Origin of the sequence: Streptococcus sp. FDAARGOS_256 (assembly GCF_002289235.2) — a bacterium.
Lineage (GTDB): Bacteria > Bacillota > Bacilli > Lactobacillales > Streptococcaceae > Streptococcus.
This window is the reverse complement of the sequence record NZ_NTGM02000001.1, coordinates 603,556-617,780: the sequence shown is the minus strand read 5'-3', so window position 1 is coordinate 617,780 and position 14,225 is coordinate 603,556. Positions and strand designations below refer to the sequence as shown.

The window sequence follows — 14,225 nt, the reverse complement described above, 5'->3', positions numbered from 1 at the left end:
CTGTGATGAATGGGTGATTCGTGCAGTCTTTTTTTTGACTTATGTAGTATAATATAGCTAAGTCAACGATTACTAGCTGAATGATTAGTGAATGCTATTTAAATGAAAAAGAGACTTGTAGTCTAGAAGGAGAATTGCATGAAACGAACGAGAAAAGTAGTAGCCTTTGGAATGTGCTTGCCCTTATTATTTGGATTGGCTGCTTGTCACCAAAATAATACGAGCACTGAAGCTACAAATCAGATACAGACCAGTTCAGATAAAGTTCCTTGGACGGCTTCATATACCAATCTGAACAATCAGGTCAGTATCAAAGAGGTCAAATCACTCTTATCAGCTCATTTGGATACAAATAGTGTTGATGCATTTTTCAATCTTGTCACAGACTATAATGCGACTGTCGGTTCCACTGGCTTAAGTGGTGATTTTGCTTCCTTTACAAAGACAGAATACGATGTAGAGAAAATCAGCAGTCTCTGGAATCAAAGAAAGGGTGACTTTGTCGGGACCAACTGCCGCATCAATAGCTATGCGTTATTAAAAAATTCAGTCACGATCCCAAAACTTGAAAAGAATGACCAGCTACTTTTTGTGGATAACGATGCTATCGATAAGGGAAATCTATTTGACGCGAAAGATAAGGAAGAGTTTGATATTCTATTTTCTAGGGTGGAGACGGAAGCGACAACGGATGTAAAAGTTCACGCGCAGAAGATGGAGAAATTCTTCTCCCAGTTTCAATTCAATGATAAAGCTCGGATGTTGTCTGTTGTGTTGCATGATAATTTGGATGGAGAGTTCCTTTTTGTTGGACACGTAGGTGTTTTAGTGCCAGCTGATGATGGTTTCTTATTTGTAGAAAAACTGACTTTTGAAGAGCCTTATCAAGCTATTAAGTTTACGAGAAAGGAAGATTGTTACAAGTATCTATCCACCAAATATGCGGATTACACAGGTGACGGACTAGCTAAGCCTTTCATCATGGACAATGAAAAGTGGGTTGAAGGATATTAAGGTAGGCAAGGGAGAAACAGTATGGAGACAGTAGTAGCGTTTTTAGTTATCATTCTTATCGGATTCTGGGCTGTAAACATTCTCAAGCCTCGTAAGGCAAATAAAAAGGAAAAATTTATAGGCTATATGCAGCGCTATGATATTGACGGTGAGGGCTATCAGTCAGAAGTCTGGGAAGTGACGGAAGATGAGAATGAGAAATAAGGAGGAGAGTCCAAAAACAGTATTATGCCTTTTCAAGAAAGGGAACTAGTAAAATCAGTGCTATCCTAAGGAACTTATAGGAGGAAACATTATGGGAATGATTGCTAATTATCGATATCTATCTGACAATGAATTAAGCCAAATAATGCGAGATTCTCGTCAGGAAGAGGAATTGCTTGACTTAGTCGAGGATTCTACTAAGGAAAATGAGACGTTGATAGATATTGACAAAATGTGGGATGCCTTACTCTTTGTTATGACAGGCTTTAGTAGTTCAGAATTTATGGATGACGATCCTTTGAGAGAAGCTGTCTTGGGAGTGACCCCTTTAGAAAATGTGTCAGAATATATAGCCTATACTGAAAAGTCAAAGATAGCTGAGATTGTTCAAGCTTTAGAGAATTTTGACATGGATAGGGCTCTGGCTGACTTTAGCATGGAATCATGCAAGAAGGCCGATTTGTATCCCGATATTTGGGATTATCTTGATGAAGAGGAAGAAATCAAGGATGACATTCGAACCTACTTTGTAAAAATGAAGGACTTTTATAAGAAAATCTTAACTCTCAAGGGGAATGTCTTAGTGACTATTTGTTAACTACTTTTACCAACTGTTAGTCAGGTGCGTGATGAATGCACATTTAGAAAATCGAACACCTGATGATTTGTCTGGTGGATGAAATATTCCACCGTGTAGTCGGACGGGATAGATAGAAATGGGTTATAGAATTTGTAAGCATAATAAATTTTAAACTTTAAGATGGAGGATTAAAGAGATGGGAAAAATTGAATGGGAAAATGCAAAGACGCGTTTAGATGCCTTGCTTGTCATTGATGAGTATCGAACAGATCCAAACAAGACCTGGCTTCGATTGATCGTTAAGACTGAGGAAAGCTATGGGATCCGTTACCTTATCAACAACGGTTCTGGTGATTCTCTAGATGTGATTTTGACTGATAAAATGATCCTTATAAAGGGCTTTGATCATGAAAGTAGTTTGAGCCAATTTGCTGCGGATGAGTGGAATCAAGACATCATAGACGGATTTTATAAAGGACTGGATGAAAAGTATCAAAACCTATACTCAGAAGAGCAAAAAGATGAAACAACCTTCTTTATCTGGTATGACGATCAAGAGCATCAAAATACCTACCAAGATCAGGACGGTGGTGAATGGTTATTATCCTATTTCTTTGACAGTTTTGAGCGATTTCATGAGTTTGTGACGTATTACTATTCAATTACCGTAGATGAGGACTTACTTAGAAAACTCTACAATCAAGGTCAGCTTTCAGAAGTAGAATTGGAGCAGTTGATTCGTACTTCCTAGCAGGAAATATTTATAAAATCTGATGAAAAGAACTGATTTACAATATCAAGTCATACTTTAAGAATTAATAAAGCAAATTAATGTTTGAAGTTCCTTTTTTCTTATGTCTATGATGTTTTAAAGCGATTTCTTTTTATTGTTGAAAGATATTTCGCGAACAAAAAACTCAAAAAAGTAAAAAAAGTACTTTACAAGCTCTTGTAAACATGATATAGTTATAAGGCTTAGAAAATGAGATGATGTTTTCTAGCAAATATAAACCCGAGTAAAAAATGCCTACGGACAGGCAGGGTTGAATGCCGAAGCGTGGTTGAAAAGCCACATTATTGATAGGGTTAAAAGCCTACTTTTATAAGTTGATGTTAGGACGCTTGTCCTAATTCATAAATTTTAGTGTGGTGAAAGCACACGTCATCTTGTGAAACGATCAATAAAGTACGTAATATTTGCTACTAGAGAGTTAGGAAACATCGGGAACAGACATACTCAACAGAAACCAAAATAAACACGTCAGAAGATTGCAGAGCAGGTGAAAACCTGCTCTTTTTTCATAAGTCAACCTTTAGGCGCCTTTATCTTTTTGAGGTGCTAAAAATACGGTAAAGGAGTATGTCTTGAAGAAGTTAGATCAAAACCAAGCCCCAATTTATGAGGCCTTGGTCAAGCTACGCAAGAAAAGGATTGTCCCCTTTGATGTGCCAGGTCACAAGCGTGGACGAGGAAATCCAGAACTTGTCGAACTATTAGGAGAAAAATGTGTTGGCATTGATGTCAATTCGATGAAACCCTTGGATAATCTCGGCCATCCTATTTCGATTATTCGGGATGCAGAGGAGCTGGCTGCGGATGCTTTTGGTGCAGCCCATGCCTTTCTCATGATTGGGGGAACAACCTCATCAGTTCAGACCATGATTCTTTCGACCTGTAAGGCAGGAGATAAGATTATTCTGCCACGAAATGTCCATAAATCTGCTATCAATGCGCTGGTTCTATGTGGTGCCATTCCCATCTATATCGAGATGAGTGTAGATTCTAAAATCGGCATCGCTTTAGGTCTTGAAAATGACCGTGTTGCGCAGGCAATTAAGGAGCATCCAGATGCCAAGGCCATTTTGATTAACAATCCTACTTACTATGGAATTTGTTCAGACCTAAAGGGTTTAACGGAAATGGCTCACGAAGCTGGCATGATGGTTTTAGTAGATGAAGCCCATGGAGCGCATTTGCATTTTACAGATAAATTGCCACTATCTGCTATGGATGCTGGAGCTGATATGGCGGCGGTCTCTATGCATAAGTCTGGTGGGAGTTTGACCCAGAGCTCCATCCTGCTTATCGGGGAGCAGATGAATCCTGAGTACGTTCGTCAGATTATCAACCTGACCCAGTCAACATCAGCATCTTACTTGTTGATGGCTAGTCTGGATATTTCACGTCGTAACTTAGCCCTTCGTGGCAAAGAGTCTTTTGAGAAAGTCATTGAGCTATCCGAGTACGCTCGTCGTGAAATCAATGCTATCGGTGGTTACTATGCTTACTCAAAAGAGTTAATAGACGGTGTGTCGGTCTGTGATTTTGATGTAACCAAGCTGTCCGTTTACACTCAGGGTATTGGCTTAACAGGTATCGAAGTTTATGACCTCCTGCGAGATGAATACGATATTCAAATTGAATTTGGTGATATCGGCAATATCTTGGCTTATATTTCAATCGGTGACCGCATCCAAGACATCGAGCGCTTAGTCGGTGCTTTGGCTGACATCAAGAGGCTCTACTCGAGAGATGGAAAGGACTTGATTGCTGGTGAATATATCCAGCCCGAGTTAGTCCTATCTCCTCAGGAAGCCTTTTATTCAGAAAGAAAAAGTTTAAGCTTAGACGAATCTGTTGGACAAGTCTGTGGGGAATTTGTCATGTGCTATCCTCCAGGAATTCCTATCTTGGCTCCAGGTGAACGGATTACACGAGAAATTGTAGACTATATCCAATTTGCCAAGGAACGTGGTTGCTCCCTCCAAGGGACGGAAGATCCAGAAGTCAATCACATCAACGTTATTGATAGAAAGGAGAACTAGATGGATTTGTGGTTTTCTGAAGTTCATACTCCAGATGTGAAATTGTCCCTGAGAACAGCCAAGCAACTCTACGCTGGTAAGAGTGAATGGCAGGATATCGAAGTATTAGATACGCCAGCTTTTGGGAAAATACTGATTTTAAATGGGCACGTCTTGTTTTCAGATGCGGATGATTTTGTCTACAACGAAATGACGGTCCACGTTCCCATGGCTGTCCACCCAAATCCAAAGAAAGTCTTGGTTATTGGGGGTGGTGACGGCGGTGTTGCCCAAGTATTAACCCTCTATCCTGAACTGGAGCAAATCGATATTGTAGAACCAGATGAGATGTTGGTTGAGGTTTGTCGTGAGTATTTCCCAGACTTTGCTGCAGGGCTAGATGATCCTCGTGTTACCATTTACTACCAAAATGGTTTACGCTTTTTACGAAACTGTGAGGATGATTACGATATCATTATCAACGATGCGACAGATCCATTTGGACATACGGAAGGGCTCTTTACCAAGGAATTTTACGGTAACAGTTACAGAGCTCTGAAGGAAGACGGGATCATGATTTACCAGCATGGGAGTCCTTTCTTTGACGAAGATGAGTCAGCTTGCCGAAGTATGCACCGTAAGGTCAATCAAGCCTTTCCAATCAGTCGGGTTTATCAGGCGCACATCCCAACCAGTCCAGCTGGCTATTGGCTATTTGGATTTGCATCGAAAAAATACCACCCTGTCAAAGATTTTGACAAGGAAGGCTGGAGAAAACGCCAGCTTTTCACAGAATACTACACTGCAAACTTACATGTGGGGGCCTTTATGTTGCCCAAGTATGTAGAAGACATTTTAGAAGAAGAGGAAGGAAAAAAATGAGTCGTTTATTAGTTATTGGATGTGGGGGCGTTGCCCAAGTTGCTATTTCAAAGATTTGCCAAGATAGCGAAACCTTTAAAGAAATTATGATTGCTAGCCGTACCAAGTCAAAATGTGATGACTTGAAAGCTAAACTGGAAGGCAAAACAAGTACAAAGATTGAGACAGCTGCTCTTGACGCTGACAAGGTTGAAGAAGTGATTGCCTTGATTGAAAGCTACAAGCCAGAAGCCGTTTTGAACGTAGCTTTACCATACCAAGACTTGACCATTATGGATGCTTGTTTAGCGACTGGAGTTCACTATATCGACACAGCTAACTACGAGGCAGAGGATACAGAAGATCCTGAGTGGCGTGCCATCTACGAAAAACGCTGCAAGGAACTTGGTTTTACAGCCTACTTTGATTATTCATGGCAGTGGGCTTATCAGGAGAAATTCAAAGAAGCAGGCTTGACAGCTCTGCTTGGATCTGGTTTTGACCCAGGTGTGACTAGTGTCTTTTCAGCCTATGCTCTCAAACATTACTTTGATGAAATCCACTATATCGACATTCTAGACTGTAATGGTGGTGACCACGGTTATCCATTTGCGACGAATTTTAATCCAGAAATCAATCTCCGCGAGGTTTCTGCGCCAGGTTCTTACTGGGAAGATGGAAAATGGGTCGAAGTCGAAGCCATGTCAATCAAGCGTGAGTATGACTTCCCTCAAGTTGGACAGAAAGACATGTATCTCCTTCACCATGAAGAAATCGAATCACTTGCCAAAAACATTCCAGGTGTTAAACGCATTCGTTTCTTTATGACCTTTGGGCAATCTTATCTAACGCACATGAAATGCTTGGAAAACGTTGGTCTCCTTCGTACGGATGCTATTAACTTTAATGGACAAGACATTGTGCCAATCCAATTTTTGAAAGCCTTGCTTCCAGACCCTGCAAGCCTTGGCCCACGCACTGTTGGAAAGACCAATATCGGCTGTATCTTTACAGGTGTCAAAGACGGTGTTGAAAAGACCATCTACATCTACAATGTTTGCGACCATCAGGAATGTTACGCTGAGGTTGGCTCCCAAGCTATTTCTTACACGACTGGAGTTCCAGCTATGATTGGAACAAAATTAGTTATGAACGGTACTTGGAAACAACCTGGAGTTTACAACCTTGAAGAGTTGGATCCAGATCCATTTATGGAAGCTTTGAATGAGTACGGCTTGCCTTGGGTTGTGGTTGAAAACCCTCAAATGGTGGACTAATGAAGTTAGAACAAGTACCCACACCAGCTTATGTCATTGACTTGGCCAAGTTAGAAGCCAACTGCCGTATTTTACAATATGTTCAGGAAGAAGCGGGCTGCAAGGTTTTACTGGCCCAGAAGGCTTATTCTCTCTACAAAACCTACCCCATGATTAGCCAGTATCTATCTGGTACAACGGCTAGTGGACTCTATGAGGCTAAACTAGCACGAGAAGAGTTTCCAGGGGAAGTCCATGTATTTGCACCTGCTTTCAAGGATGCAGACTTGGAGGAATTGCTGGAAATAACGGACCATATCGTCTTCAACTCAGAGAGACAGTTGCGTAAACATGGTCCTCGTTGCCGAGAGGCTGGTATCAGTGTCGGTTTGCGCCTCAACCCTCAATGTTCTACCCAAGGTGATCACGCGCTCTATGACCCTTGTGCTCCGGGATCTCGGTTTGGAGTTACTTTAGACAAGATACCGAGTGATTTGCTGGACTTAGTAGATGGTCTTCATTTTCATACCCTTTGTGAGCAGGGGGCAGATGATTTAGAAACAACTTTGAAAGCTGTAGAAGCGCAGTTTGGACCTTATTTATATAAGGTCAAATGGCTCAATATGGGTGGAGGACACCACATAACGAGAGAAGACTATGATGTGGATTTGCTGACTTCTGAAATCAAGCGTATCCGAGAAACTTACAATCTTGAAGTCTATATCGAGCCAGGAGAAGCCATTGCGCTCAATGCGGGTTATCTAGCAACGGAGGTATTGGACATTGTAGAAAACGGTATGGAGATATTGGTTTTAGATGCCTCTGCGACCTGCCATATGCCCGATGTACTTGAGATGCCCTATCGACCACCTTTGAGAAATGGCTTTGAGGCTCAGGAAAAAGCCCACACCTATAGACTTTCTTCCAATACCTGTCTGACGGGTGATGTGATTGGCGATTATAGCTTTGAAAATCCAATCCAAATCGGTGATAGACTTTATTTTGAAGATATGGCTATTTACTCCTTTGTCAAAAATAATACCTTTAACGGTATTGGCTTGCCAAGTCTCTATCTTATGAACGAGCAGGGGGACTGCAGCTTAGTCAAAGCCTTCGGCTATCAAGACTTTAAAGGGAGATTATCATGATAGAAACTCCAAAAAAATTAGGCTTTCGTATGCCAGCAGAATATGAACCCCATCATGGTACCCTCATGATCTGGCCGACTCGACCAGGTTCATGGCCCTTTCAAGGAAAAGCTGCCAAAAGAGCATTTAGCCAGATTATCAAGACCATAGCAGAAGGGGAAAGAGTCTATCTTTTGGTAGAGCAGGACCATCTATCTGAAGCGCAATCCTATCTTGGAGACAAGGTTGTTTATCTAGATATTCCTACCAATGATGCCTGGGCGCGTGATACAGGTCCGACTATTCTCGTCAATGATAAAAGAGAAAAGTTGGCAGTCGATTGGTCTTTTAATGCATGGGGTGGTAAAGTCGATGGTCTTTATCAAGATTATGAAGAGGATGACCAAGTAGCCAGTCGTTTTGCTGAGGCCTTGGAAATGCCTGTTTACGATGCCCAACCTTTTGTACTGGAAGGCGGAGCGATACACAGCGATGGTCAAGGAACCATTCTTGTGACTGAAAGCTGCTTACTTAGTGCTGGTCGCAATCCTCATCTCAGTAAAGAGGAAATCGAAAACACCTTATTAGAGAGCCTTGGCGCTGAAAAAGTTATCTGGCTACCTTACGGTATTTATCAGGACGAAACCAATGAACACGTTGACAATGTTGCTGCCTTTGTTGGTCCTGCAGAGCTTGTTTTAGCTTGGACAGACGATAAAAGTGATCACCAGTATGCCATGTCTGCAGCTGACCTTGAGCTTTTAGAGAACGAAACGGATGCAAAAGGGCGTTCCTTCACTATTCATAAACTTCCAATCCCAGCGCTTCATCAAGTTGTAACCGAAGAGGATTTGCCGGGCTATAGTTATGAAGAAGGGGAAGAAGAGCGCTATGCAGGTGAACGTCTTGCAGCTTCCTATGTCAATTTTTATATTGCCAACAAGGCTGTCTTAGTGCCCCAGTTTGAGGATGTAAACGACCAAGTGGCCCTAGATATCCTCAGCAAGTGTTTCCCAGACCGTAAGGTCGTAGGAATTCCAGCCAGAGATATTCTCTTAGGTGGTGGCAATATTCACTGTATCACCCAACAAATCCCAGAATAGGAGAAAAAGATGAGAAATGTTAAAGTTGCAGCGATCCAGATGCAATGCGCCAAGGATGTGGCGACAAATATCCAAACAGCAGAGCATTTAGTACGTCAAGCTGCAGACCAAGGCGCACAAATCATTCTCTTGCCTGAATTATTTGAACGCCCTTATTTCTGTCAGGAACGCCAGTATGACTACTACCAGTATGCCCAGTCGGTGATAGAAAATACAGCCATTCAGCATTTTAAAGTAATTGCTAAGGAACTAGAAGTTGTTCTACCCATTAGTTTCTACGAAAAAGATGGCAATGTCTTGTATAACTCTATTGCCGTCATTGATGCAGATGGTGAAGTGCTGGGTGTTTATCGGAAGACCCACATACCAGATGATCATTATTATCAAGAAAAATTTTATTTTACGCCTGGCAACACTGGTTTCAAGGTCTGGGATACTCGCTACGCTAAAATTGGGATCGGTATCTGTTGGGATCAATGGTTCCCCGAAACAGCGCGCTGTCTTGCATTGAATGGTGCTGAATTGCTCTTTTATCCAACCGCTATCGGTTCAGAGCCTATCTTAGATACGGATAGTTGTGGTCACTGGCAACGTACCATGCAAGGGCACGCAGCAGCAAATATTGTCCCAGTTATTGCAGCCAATCGCTATGGCTTGGAAGAAGTCACTCCTAGTGAGGAAAATGGTGGACAGAGTTCCAGTCTTGACTTCTACGGTTCCTCCTTTATGACGGATGAAACAGGAGCTATTCTAGAGAAAGCTGAAAGACAAGGAGAAGCTGTTCTGTTAGCAACTTATGACCTTGATAAGGGAGCAAGCGAGCGCCTCAACTGGGGACTGTTTCGTGATAGAAGACCCGAAATGTACCAACGAATTACCGACTAGAAGGTAACTTTCATAATAAATTTTTGGTATTCACGCCTGTCTTACAAAAATGTAAGATAGGCTTTTTAAATGTAAGATAGATGTACGATTATACGCGGAAATGTATGCTATACTCTATGTAGATAAAAAAGAAAGAGGTTTATTATGAAAAAATGGAATGCGACACAGTTGAAGTATCTGATGGCGGCAGTAATGGTTCTAGACCATATTCCGCATATTACCGGAATCGTTTCTCCTTTGTGGGAAGGTATCTTTCACGCCTTGACCCGTTGTGTGGGAGTTTGGTTTGCCTATATGGCTATGGAAGGCTTCATCCATACTCGAAATTTGAAAAACTACCTCATCCGTCTTTGGAGTTGGGCGCTTATCATGTTTGCTGGAAATAGCCTACTCAACGCCCTATTTGCATCCAAAGGAGTAATGGTCAATAATAATATTTTCTTGACTTTGGCCATCGGTGTCACCATGCTTTGGATTGGTTTTCCCAGAAAAAAGTTGGATAAAAAGGAGAAGTTGTGGCGTCGGATTGGGCTTGCTGGGCTCTTGATTTTCGGTTGTCTTTTTACTGAGGGTGGCATCACCATGCTACCATTTCTCTTGATTAGTTACTCTTGTCGAAATCGCAAGGGCTTGCGAAATCTCCTCTATGCCTTTCTGTGGGCTTTCTTATTAGTGACTTCCATCCAAATATACGACACTTGGCACCAAACACTGGAAATGATGCTTTTCAATTCTGACTGGCTCTTTGTCACCGTCTTTCCTTTTATGGCCTTGTATAATGGACAGCGAGGAAAAGAAACTAGTTGGAGTAAATATTTCTTTTATATTTTCTACCCAGCTCATTTATGGATTATAGCCTTGATTGCTTATTTGGTTAAGTAGATTCAATATTCATTAGCTCCTTCTTGCTTAAAATGTGAGAGGAGCTTTTCTGTATCTGGAATTCCTAACAAAACATGTTATAATAGTTTTAGAAAGGACGAGGTTTATGGCGAACATACTTGTAGTTGAAGATAATAATGAAATCCAGGAAATCTTAAGAACCCTTCTTGCAGAGGAACACGAGGTGATTCAAGCATTTTCTGGGACAGAAGGTATCATGCAATTTGACAAAGGTGGCATTGATCTCGTTCTGCTAGATATCATGCTCCCTGGGAAAAATGGTGACCAAGTCTTGCAAGCTATTCGACAAACGAGTCAGACTCCGGTCATCATGCTTACTGCTTTAGGTGATAAAAAGCTCATCAGCCAATATCTCTTAGATGGTGCCAATGATTATGTAGTAAAACCTTTTGATTTGGACGAAGTCTTTGCCAGAGTCACCGTGCAATTACGCCAAAGTGGGGAACATCAGTCAGGAAATCGAAGAGAAATTGATAACTTCGTACAAGACTTTAAAAATATCCAGTTCGATGCGGATAGTTTTGAAATAAGTAACGCAACTGAAATCATTCGCCTTGCAAAGAAAGAGTGCCAGATTCTCCAAATGTTGCTCCAGCATCCTAAAAAGATCTTCACCAAAGAAGAGCTCTATGAATTGATTTGGGAAGAAAGTTACCTGCCTGGAGACAATACGCTCAACACTCATCTAAGCAATCTCCGTAAGAAACTACATCAACTGGATCCAAATCACGAGTACATCGAAACCATTTGGGGAGTTGGTGTTCGATTAAAAGGAGACAAATAGTGATTTACATTTTGATATCTATATTGCTCCTCATTAACATCATTTTGGCGATTTCTTTGATTCGCTATCATATAGCAATTAGAGATTTAAGCAGACAAATCGAAGAAAAGATTCGCTCTGGTAGCATGAAGAGGATCGGTGTAAATTTCTTTTCAAAGACCATTTTGCGTCTACATAACCAAATTGAGAATCTATTTCAAGAAGTGGAGCAAAACCAGCTAATCATGAAGCGTGAAAAACACACTCTAGATATGGCGATCAGTAATATCGCTCATGATATTCGGACACCTTTGACAATCGCTTCAGGTTATACTCAGCAACTAATAAAACATCCCGATAATAGTGCAGAAACCTTAAAAAAAATAGCTCATCATCAGGATTTGGTTTCCAAACGTTTGGAGGCTCTCCTCGAATACCGTCATTTGATGGAAGGAGCAGTCAAACCAAAACTGGAAGAACTTGATTTATCAACTTTTATAACGAAAAAGACTTTAGCTTATTACGACGTTTTTCAATCTTCACAGATTGTTCTTGATTTTAATGTTGAACCAGGGTTGAAAACGGCGACTGATGAGGACTTGCTTGATCGAATTATACAAAACCTTCTTGGAAATGTTCTCAAGCACGGTAAGGAGAAAGCTCGACTTTCTTTGAAAAAGGAAGAAAATAGGCTTGTTTTGGAAATTGATAATCTTGTCAAAAAATCTATCAAGAATATAGACAATCTCAGCAATCGTTTTTATTCTGAAAATATGTCGGATACCGAAGAATCCTCTGGTTTAGGTCTCTATATTACTGAGGAATTAGTTCATCTTCTTGGAGCGGAAATGAAGCTAGCCACTGATGGAGAATGGTTTTCAGTCTTTATTTATCTTTAACAGAAGAAACCTCCTCTATATCCTAGAGGAGGTCCTTTTTATAAGCTTTTCTTCTTGAAAATAATCAGTCCACTGAAAGAGAAGAAAAGTATGACTGTTACGCAAACCGTGATGGTATAGAGAATAGCTTGACTATTAGTAGTCATAGCATAGGCAAAATCTAGAATTAAATATCGTAGAATTTCAATGTCTGGGAAAACAAGAATTGGAATAGAAACGACAATAGAGCTAATCAGATAACCAATAAATACGGCAAGATAAGAATGAGTTAGGTAGAGAATAAAGGAGACAATCGAAAGCCAAGCGAGAAGGCATAGAAATTGAAGGGAAATCGTCAAGAGGAGATTAGTAACAAAACCATCAGGTATCGTACCAAGTCCATTTAGTAGAGTCGCGGGAATAAAGGCAATCACAAGACTGGTGATGAGTTGTAAGAGAGCGATGCTTGCTAGTACAAAGAATTTAGCAAGGAAAAATTCTGTACGAGAAACGCCGACTGTCAAACTATTTTTATAAAGCTTGCCGATTAGGTCAACCCCAAGAACTAAACATACTAGAATAATACAGAGGAAAACGAGGTTTGAGCCGTTATTTGACGCGTTGATTAGAGCTTCTATCCCATTCCAACCATGGGTAGGAAGCTCAGGTGGTGCTGACTGAACGGACATTAGATGCCCTGTAGCGCCAATAGTAGCACCCAGTAACATAAGTACAAAGAGAATGAATTCTGTAATCCAGAATCCTTTGGAGCGGAAAAGACGGTAAAAATCTGCTTGAATGGTATGTATCATGATTTTTCTCCTATTCTACCAATTGGGTAAAGTATTCTTCTAGGTTTTGACGGGCAAAGTATATCTCATCAATAGCAACATCGGCCAAAGTTAGTTGCTTAAGAATCTGTTTGACATCTTGTTCATTACCAAAGATATGGATTTCATTTTCAGGATTGACAACCTTAAACTGGAGCTGGATTTGTTCTTTCAATACCTGACAAGCTCTTTCTTTATCGCTTGTTTTAAGCACAATATAATCCTCACTCAGTGTTTCAAACTCAGCTTTACTAATTTCACGGATAATCTTACCTTGATCCAGAATACCAAAGCGATTAGCTAAGAGATAGAGTTCTGACAAGATATGGCTAGAGATGAGGATAGTTATGCCTTTTTCTTGATTGAGCCGCTGGATCATGAGACGAAATTCTTTGATTCCAATTGGGTCGAGACCGTTAATAGGTTCATCAAGAATCAGGAAGTCGGGTTTTGATAGGAGGGCAATGGCGATGCCAAGTCTTTGTTTCATTCCTAGTGAGAAATCACGAAAGACTTTTTTCCCTGTATCTGACAAGCCAACATAGTCCAAGGTTTCATGAATCACCTTATCAGCATTTGGAATATGACGTATCATACAATAATATTTAAGGTTTTGATAAGCTGTTAAGTGATTATGGGCTACAGGTGATTCGATAACAGAACCCACTCGTGATAAAGCCTTGGTCCACTCATTTTGTTCTTTGCTAGAAAAGAGGGAAACTGTACCTTTGTCCGCAAACAATAATTGTGTAATGATTTTGATAAGAGTAGTTTTACCAGCTCCGTTTTTTCCGATTAGTCCATAAATATCTCCCTCTTTTATGGTTAGACTAAGATCTTGAAGAATAGCTTGTTGGCCAAATTGTTTGGTCAGTCCATGAATTTCGAGTACTGTTTTCATGATTTTCTCCTTTTGATTTGTTTTACTAACTTTAGTATAAGGTATAGAAATCAAAGAAATATCAAGTAATTCTAAAGAGTTTCTAAAGTTTTGTGATTCTAAAAAAACAAAACCC

General features: G+C 40.6%; 15 protein-coding genes. 13 read left to right on the top strand and 2 right to left on the bottom strand.

Features of this window, described 5'->3' with window-relative positions; genetic code table 11:
- The first annotated feature begins 138 nt into the window (after positions 1-138).
- The 13 genes from A6J84_RS03215 (at position 139) to A6J84_RS03155 (ending at position 12,400) form a co-directional block, all read left to right on the top strand.
- Positions 139-1,014, top strand: coding sequence for a DUF4300 family protein (locus A6J84_RS03215; protein WP_049518674.1), 876 nt, complete (start codon positions 139-141; stop codon positions 1,012-1,014).
- 21 nt (positions 1,015-1,035) lie between these two features.
- Entirely contained in the window at positions 1,036-1,218 is a 183-nt protein-coding gene (locus tag A6J84_RS03210; RefSeq protein ID WP_049518676.1) for a hypothetical protein, read from the top strand.
- A gap of 91 nt (positions 1,219-1,309) precedes the next feature.
- Entirely contained in the window at positions 1,310-1,816 is a 507-nt protein-coding gene (locus tag A6J84_RS03205; RefSeq protein WP_049518678.1) for a YfbM family protein, read from the top strand.
- A gap of 178 nt (positions 1,817-1,994) precedes the next feature.
- Positions 1,995-2,549 (top strand): hypothetical protein, encoded by a 555-nt coding sequence (locus A6J84_RS03200; RefSeq protein WP_049518680.1) that lies wholly within the window; start codon positions 1,995-1,997, stop codon positions 2,547-2,549.
- A gap of 614 nt (positions 2,550-3,163) precedes the next feature.
- Positions 3,164-4,624, top strand: coding sequence for an aminotransferase class I/II-fold pyridoxal phosphate-dependent enzyme (locus A6J84_RS03195; protein ID WP_049518682.1), 1,461 nt, complete (start codon positions 3,164-3,166; stop codon positions 4,622-4,624).
- Entirely contained in the window at positions 4,625-5,485 is an 861-nt protein-coding gene (gene speE, locus A6J84_RS03190; RefSeq protein WP_000366719.1) for a polyamine aminopropyltransferase, read from the top strand.
- Positions 5,482-6,741: a saccharopine dehydrogenase family protein gene (locus A6J84_RS03185; protein WP_049518684.1), complete on the top strand. Its 1,260-nt coding sequence runs from the start codon at positions 5,482-5,484 to the stop codon at positions 6,739-6,741. Before speE ends, A6J84_RS03185 begins: the two co-directional genes overlap by 4 nt.
- Positions 6,741-7,868, top strand: a complete 1,128-nt coding sequence (gene nspC / locus A6J84_RS03180; RefSeq protein WP_095726031.1) for a carboxynorspermidine decarboxylase — start codon at positions 6,741-6,743, stop codon at positions 7,866-7,868. Before A6J84_RS03185 ends, nspC begins: the two co-directional genes overlap by 1 nt.
- Positions 7,865-8,950 carry an agmatine deiminase gene (gene aguA, locus A6J84_RS03175; protein ID WP_095726030.1) on the top strand — a complete coding sequence of 362 codons (1,086 nt, stop codon included), beginning with the start codon at positions 7,865-7,867 and terminating at the stop codon, positions 8,948-8,950. Before nspC ends, aguA begins: the two co-directional genes overlap by 4 nt.
- 9 nt (positions 8,951-8,959) lie before the next feature.
- A complete protein-coding gene (gene aguB / locus A6J84_RS03170) occupies positions 8,960-9,835 on the top strand; it encodes an N-carbamoylputrescine amidase (RefSeq protein WP_038806102.1) in 876 nt (291 codons plus the stop codon).
- Between the two features lie 144 nt (positions 9,836-9,979).
- Positions 9,980-10,717, top strand: coding sequence for a TraX family protein (locus tag A6J84_RS03165; protein ID WP_038806103.1), 738 nt, complete (start codon positions 9,980-9,982; stop codon positions 10,715-10,717).
- 106 nt (positions 10,718-10,823) lie between these two features.
- Positions 10,824-11,522, top strand: a complete 699-nt coding sequence (locus tag A6J84_RS03160; RefSeq protein WP_038806104.1) for a response regulator transcription factor — start codon at positions 10,824-10,826, stop codon at positions 11,520-11,522.
- The gene (locus A6J84_RS03155) at positions 11,522-12,400 is read left to right on the top strand and encodes a sensor histidine kinase (RefSeq protein WP_095726029.1); all 879 of its coding nucleotides are present in this window, start codon (positions 11,522-11,524) and stop codon (positions 12,398-12,400) included. The genes A6J84_RS03160 and A6J84_RS03155 overlap by 1 nt, the downstream gene beginning before the upstream one ends.
- 38 nt (positions 12,401-12,438) lie before the next feature.
- Here A6J84_RS03155 and A6J84_RS03150 read toward each other — a convergent pair whose 3' ends face one another.
- Together A6J84_RS03150 and A6J84_RS03145 are read right to left on the bottom strand one after the other, a co-directional pair.
- Complete coding sequence (locus A6J84_RS03150) at positions 12,439-13,191, bottom strand: ABC transporter permease (protein ID WP_095726028.1); 753 nt, start codon at positions 13,189-13,191, stop codon at positions 12,439-12,441.
- A gap of 10 nt (positions 13,192-13,201) precedes the next feature.
- Positions 13,202-14,110 (bottom strand): ATP-binding cassette domain-containing protein, encoded by a 909-nt coding sequence (locus A6J84_RS03145; RefSeq protein WP_049479618.1) that lies wholly within the window; start codon positions 14,108-14,110, stop codon positions 13,202-13,204.
- Positions 14,111-14,225: the final 115 nt, after the last annotated feature.

Coding starts and splice junctions, on each gene's coding strand:
- A6J84_RS03215 (WP_049518674.1), top strand. CDS start 139: ATGAAACGAACGAGAAAAGTAGTAGCCTTTGGAATGTGCTTGCCCTTA.
- A6J84_RS03210 (WP_049518676.1), top strand. CDS start 1,036: ATGGAGACAGTAGTAGCGTTTTTAGTTATCATTCTTATCGGATTCTGG.
- A6J84_RS03205 (WP_049518678.1), top strand. CDS start 1,310: ATGGGAATGATTGCTAATTATCGATATCTATCTGACAATGAATTAAGC.
- A6J84_RS03200 (WP_049518680.1), top strand. CDS start 1,995: ATGGGAAAAATTGAATGGGAAAATGCAAAGACGCGTTTAGATGCCTTG.
- speE (WP_000366719.1), top strand. CDS start 4,625: ATGGATTTGTGGTTTTCTGAAGTTCATACTCCAGATGTGAAATTGTCC.
- A6J84_RS03185 (WP_049518684.1), top strand. CDS start 5,482: ATGAGTCGTTTATTAGTTATTGGATGTGGGGGCGTTGCCCAAGTTGCT.
- nspC (WP_095726031.1), top strand. CDS start 6,741: ATGAAGTTAGAACAAGTACCCACACCAGCTTATGTCATTGACTTGGCC.
- aguA (WP_095726030.1), top strand. CDS start 7,865: ATGATAGAAACTCCAAAAAAATTAGGCTTTCGTATGCCAGCAGAATAT.
- aguB (WP_038806102.1), top strand. CDS start 8,960: ATGAGAAATGTTAAAGTTGCAGCGATCCAGATGCAATGCGCCAAGGAT.
- A6J84_RS03165 (WP_038806103.1), top strand. CDS start 9,980: ATGAAAAAATGGAATGCGACACAGTTGAAGTATCTGATGGCGGCAGTA.
- A6J84_RS03160 (WP_038806104.1), top strand. CDS start 10,824: ATGGCGAACATACTTGTAGTTGAAGATAATAATGAAATCCAGGAAATC.
- A6J84_RS03150 (WP_095726028.1), bottom strand. CDS start 13,191: ATGATACATACCATTCAAGCAGATTTTTACCGTCTTTTCCGCTCCAAA.
- A6J84_RS03145 (WP_049479618.1), bottom strand. CDS start 14,110: ATGAAAACAGTACTCGAAATTCATGGACTGACCAAACAATTTGGCCAA.